Below are 4785 nucleotides of genomic sequence, written 5' to 3' on the forward strand. Positions count from 1 at the left end.
GCCGAGCATGTCGAACCCCTGCTCGACGGCGTCCGGTTCCATCCCGACCGTCGTGAAGCGATCGGCGTCGTCGAGGTCGGAGCCGATCGGGTAATCCGGACCGCGCAGCGTGCGGGCCGCGCCGTTGGCGATCACCAGGCTGGTCACCCGGTCGGCATGGTCGGTCGCGAGAACCACACCGGCCAGCGACGTGAAACCCGGGGCGAAGATCGTTGCGCGCTCGCATCCCACCGCGTTCATGACCGCGATCGCGTCCTGGGCCCACGATTCCGGGCCGAGCATGTCCAGCGACGCGACGCGCGACGACAGGCCGATGCCGCGCTGGTCGAAGCGGATCACCCGGCAGAACGACGCGAGCCGCCGGTGGAACCGGTACATCGACGGCTCGAGGTCGACGCAGTCGATCGGTATCAACGGCCCCGGCAGCACGAGCAGGTCGATCGGGCCATCACCGAACACCTGGTAGGCGATGTCGATCTCGCCGCAACTGGCGTACCGGGTCCGTGGAGCCGCAAAACCCCCAGCCACGTCTTCAGGCTAGTGCAGGCCACCGACATGCCATAGCGGGTCAGCGGCGGATGATCGGGACCAGATAGCGGCCGGCGTATTCGCGGACGGCCGCGGGATCCGACGTGTCGAGGCGTTCGGTGGGGAAGACGATGATGCCCAGCGCGACGCGCAGCAGGATGTCGGCGATGTTGGTCAGGTCGCGGTCGGGGATGTCGGCCCCGCACCGGCGCAGGGTGTGGGCGATGCCGTCGGCGAACTGGCCGATGGGGAAGGCCTGCGATCGGGAGAACATGCCCAGCAGTTCGGGTTCGCTGTCGGCGATCCGCGAATACAGCGGGGAATCGTGGACCAGGCGCACCCCGAGGGCGAACGCCTCGATCACGGCCTGTTGCGGGTCGCAGCCGGCGGTCGCCCGGTCCAGCGTGGTGAAGAACTTTTCGGCCTCGCGCCGCACCACGTGGCCGAACAGGTCGTCCTTGGTTGGAAACCGACGGTAGATGGTGCTGCGGCTGACCCCCGCGCGCGCGGCGACGTCGTCGATGTTGGCCCGTCGCACGCCATACGTCTCGAACACCGCGCGCGCGGTGTCCAGGATGGTGCGGTCGAGGTCGGTGATTTCGCCGAGAGTGCCGCCTGGGCTGTGGTTCGGCATGGATCACGACCCCCACTGCAATCTCGACGCCCGCTTGCTAGGCTGTGACACAAAGATACGGTTTTGTGTCATCGCTTCGCAAGCGCATCGCAGGTCCGAACCGCAGGGAGGGGAGCATGACGGCCCGGAACGACGAGTTGACCCGTTCGACCGCGGGCGCGCGATTTGACACCGGCGTTCGCGAGGCGGTGCCCATGGCGGTCGACGAGCCGGCCGGCGAGGCCGACGACCTGGCGCGGCTGGGGCCCGAGTCGTTGATCTGGAAGTTCTACGGGGACAACCGCACCCAGTTCTTCGGGTTCCAGCGCACCGCCGGCGTCGAGAACTGCATCGAACAGCTCGCCCAGGGCGTGCTCGACCACTCGGTGATCTTCAGCGACATGTTGGGCCGGGCCAAGCGGACCGCGCCGCCGCTGATGAAGACCGTCTACTCCGACGAACCCCGCGAGTGGGGCCGCAAGGTGCGCGACTTCCACAAGACGATCAAGGGGACGATCAGCGACGGCTCGAGATATCACGCACTCAACCCGGAGTTGTTCTACTGGGCGCACGCGACCTTCGTGGACCAGGTCATCTACACCACCGACACGTTCATCCGTCGGCTGTCCCACGCGGAGAAGGCGCAGATCTTCGACGAGGGCAAGGTGTGGTACCGCCTCTACGGGGTCAGCGACCGCGGCCAGCCGCAGACCTACGACGAATTCCTCGCCTACTGGGACGAGATGCTCGAGCGGTTCGTTCCGCACAAGACGGTCTTGTATGGCACCGGCTACATCCGCAAGGGAATTCCCGGTCCGCGCCGGATCCCGAAGCCGGTGTGGAAGGTGGTGTCGGCGCCACTCAACGCCTACACCCGCCTGGTCCTGGTCGGGACCATGCCGCCGCAGATGCGCGAGGTTTGCCGGTTGGAGTGGGACGCGAAGAGGGAGAAGCGTTTTCAGCGGTTCGCCGCCGCCATACGCGCGCTCAACCCGCTGATCAACCGGCTGCCGGTCGGGGCGATCTACACGCCCTGGGCGGCCAGGGCGTGGCGGAAATCAGGCGTCGACCCGCGGCGGCTGCACAACCGCGCGGCTTAGCCGCTCCGTTCGGCGGCGGCGACGCCGCCTTTGAGCAGCTCGCCGATGACCTTCTTGAACACCGGCAGCATCAGCCGGTCAATACCGGGAATCTTCAGCGTTGACCGCAGGTGCCAGCTGACCTCGGTCCCCGTGTCTGTTTCACGCAGCCGGACCGTGCCGATGTGATCCCGGGTCGGTGCGCCGGAGAGCATCTTGTACGCGTAGCGGGTGGGCCGCTCGTACTCGATGATCTCCTCGACGAACGGGGGTCCGATCGCCTCCAGGCGTCTGATCGCGCCGACACCGTTCGGGGCGGGGGTTCCCTCGCGGTCGAGCGTGCTACGACGGATCGCCCACGTGCAGTCCGCGATCCCGCGGTGGTCGGTCATGGCGTCGAACACGGTCTCGATCGGCGCCGTGGAGGTCCGGGTGAGGGTGAACTCGATCATTCGCACTCCCTGCTGTCCGCCGTGTCTCGGTGCACAGAACATAGCGCTTCCCCGGCGACGACGGCACGACCCGCCCGGAAGTGAACGGCGGGTACATGCCAGCGAAATTCCATGCGAAGTAAGCCAATACGGCGGCGGGCGCTTGGCGAGCGGTTGAGGATGGGCCAGGATCTGTTGATATGGCCGCTATCGACTTCTCGCTGTTGGACGTTCCGAGATCGGACCCGGTCGAGGATCCCGAGGTCTACCTTCGCGCGGCGATCGCGTGGCACTTCGGCGAGGACACCGGTTCAGCATTCTGGTTGCGGACCGCCGCGACGCTGGACTTCGATCCGTTGACCGACGTCAACACCTTCGCCGATCTGCGGCTGTTTCCCAACCTCGTCAACGAATTGCGCGAGGTGCCGGTGGAAGACCTCATCCCGCGCGGTTACGGCGAACCGCGTCCGGTGCCCCAGGTGTTCGAATCGGGCGGAACCACCGGAGCGCCGAAACGGACTGCGCAGCTTCCGGATTGGGTCGCGCAGGTGGTGCGCTGGCAGACCGAGGACTTCGCCGACGGTGGGTTTCGCCGCGGCCAGGGCTTCCTGTGCCTGATGCCCAGCGGCCCCCACGGGGTGGGCTATTTCTCGCGGCTGGTCTCCGAGCGGCTCGGCGCGACGTTCCACGCGATCGACATCGATCCCCGGTGGGTGAAGAAGCTCGCCGCCCGCAGCGCCGCCGGTGAAGTCGCGGCCTACGTCGACCACGTCGTCGAGCAGGCCCTGTTCGTGCTGCGGACGCAGAACGTCGCGAACCTGCACACCACCCCGCCGCTGCTGGAGGCCATGGCCCGGGACGACCGGGTGGTCGATCTGCTGAACAAGAAGATCCGCTTCCTGTTGCTCAGCGGCGCGCACGTGGACGCCGACACCCTCGACCTGCTCCGCGATCTCTTCCCGGCGACTACGATCACCATGGCCTTCGGCAGCACCATGGTGCTGTCCCAAGCGGTCACCCGAACCGACGGCGGCGATGCGTTCGTGTTCGACCCGCGGACACCGTACGTGGTGTTCTGGGTGGTCGATCCCGACACCGGCGAACGGGTGCCCTATGGGCAGACCGGGCAGGTGGTGATGCACCACGTCAGCAAGGGCATGTTCATCCCGAACAACCTGGAGCGAGACCTCGCTGTCAGGGAACCTGGCCCGGCGGGCGAGCTCAGCGACTCGGTCAGTGCGGTCCGCCCGGTCTCCACCTTCGAGGGCGAGGCCGTGATCGAGGGCGTGTACTGACCATGGCGGTCGGACGGGCCGGAGCCGCAACCGATTTGGTGTCGATCGATGCGCTGGGTCCCGGCGAGCAGTACCGGACCCGCCGCCGCGAGATCCTGCTCAGCACCGCCGGCGCCGCGGTCGCCGAGCTGAGCATCGTGCCGCCGCTGTATGTCTCGCGCACCCTGGCGGCGCAACGCAAGGCGGCTCCAATGCCCGTCGGGCAGCGCGCGGCGGCGCTGGAGGCGGCCGCGGGCATCTTCGCCGACGGCGTCATCGCCGGGCTGGACTTCGAGGGCTACGTCGGGCTGGCCAGCCGGATTTCGGGACTGCCGATCGCGGTCACCCGCGCCGGGGCGCGCGCCGTGGTGGACGCCGTGGGCGGCGCGGTCGACGCGGTCCGGCCGGCCCGCCCGGTGGGCGCGACGCTGGATTGGCGCGAGGAACCCACCCGGCGGGGAGGCGCGGTATGGGCGCGGCGCGGGGAGGTGTTCGCCGTGCACGCGGCGGGAAACGGTCCGGGCGTGCACGGCCTGTGGCCGCAGGCGCTGGCGCTGGGCTACCGGGTCGCGGTGCGGCCGTCCCGCCGCGAGCCGCTGACCGCCCACCGGCTGGTGCATGCCCTGCGGCAGGGCGGCTTTCGCCCCGAGGACGCCGTCTACCTGCCCACCGATCATGCCGGCGCCGACGAGATCATCCGGTCGGCCGACCTCGCCATGGTCTACGGCGGGCAGCCGGTCGTCGACAAGTACGCCGGCGACCCGGCGGTGATCGTCAACGGTCCGGGGCGCAGCAAGATCCTGATCACCGCCGACCAGGACTGGCGCGAGCACCTCGACCTCATCGTCGACTCGATCGCC

General features: G+C 68.5%; 5 protein-coding genes and 1 pseudogene. 3 read left to right on the forward strand and 3 right to left on the reverse strand.

The window, feature by feature from the left end; translation table 11 throughout:
* Both A5713_RS26895 and A5713_RS26900 read right to left on the reverse strand, forming a co-directional pair.
* A partial coding sequence (locus tag A5713_RS26895) for an alpha/beta fold hydrolase (protein WP_197516489.1) occupies positions 1–528 on the reverse strand: 528 nt, incomplete at its 3' end.
* Between the two features lie 40 nt (positions 529–568).
* Positions 569–1162: a TetR/AcrR family transcriptional regulator gene (locus tag A5713_RS26900; RefSeq protein ID WP_068099247.1), complete on the reverse strand. Its 594-nt coding sequence runs from the start codon at positions 1160–1162 to the stop codon at positions 569–571.
* Between the two features lie 116 nt (positions 1163–1278).
* On the opposite strand from A5713_RS26900, the gene A5713_RS26905 reads away from it, so the two are divergent.
* A complete protein-coding gene (locus tag A5713_RS26905; RefSeq protein ID WP_068099248.1) occupies positions 1279–2241 on the forward strand; it encodes an oxygenase MpaB family protein in 963 nt (320 codons plus the stop codon).
* On the opposite strand, the gene A5713_RS26910 is transcribed toward A5713_RS26905, so the two are convergent.
* Complete coding sequence (locus tag A5713_RS26910) at positions 2238–2672, reverse strand: SRPBCC family protein (RefSeq protein WP_068099249.1); 435 nt, start codon at positions 2670–2672, stop codon at positions 2238–2240. The genes A5713_RS26905 and A5713_RS26910 overlap by 4 nt on opposite strands.
* A gap of 179 nt (positions 2673–2851) precedes the next feature.
* On the opposite strand from A5713_RS26910, the gene A5713_RS26915 reads away from it, so the two are divergent.
* Both A5713_RS26915 and A5713_RS26920 read left to right on the forward strand, forming a co-directional pair.
* The gene (locus A5713_RS26915) at positions 2852–3946 is read left to right on the forward strand and encodes an AMP-binding protein (RefSeq protein ID WP_068099250.1); all 1095 of its coding nucleotides are present in this window, start codon (positions 2852–2854) and stop codon (positions 3944–3946) included.
* Positions 3947–3981: 35 nt separating this feature from the next.
* Positions 3982–4785: pseudogene (locus tag A5713_RS26920) on the forward strand (aldehyde dehydrogenase); the annotation flags it as partial.

It is taken from the genome of Mycobacterium sp. E2497, assembly GCF_001668695.1.
GTDB lineage: Bacteria > Actinomycetota > Actinomycetes > Mycobacteriales > Mycobacteriaceae > Mycobacterium.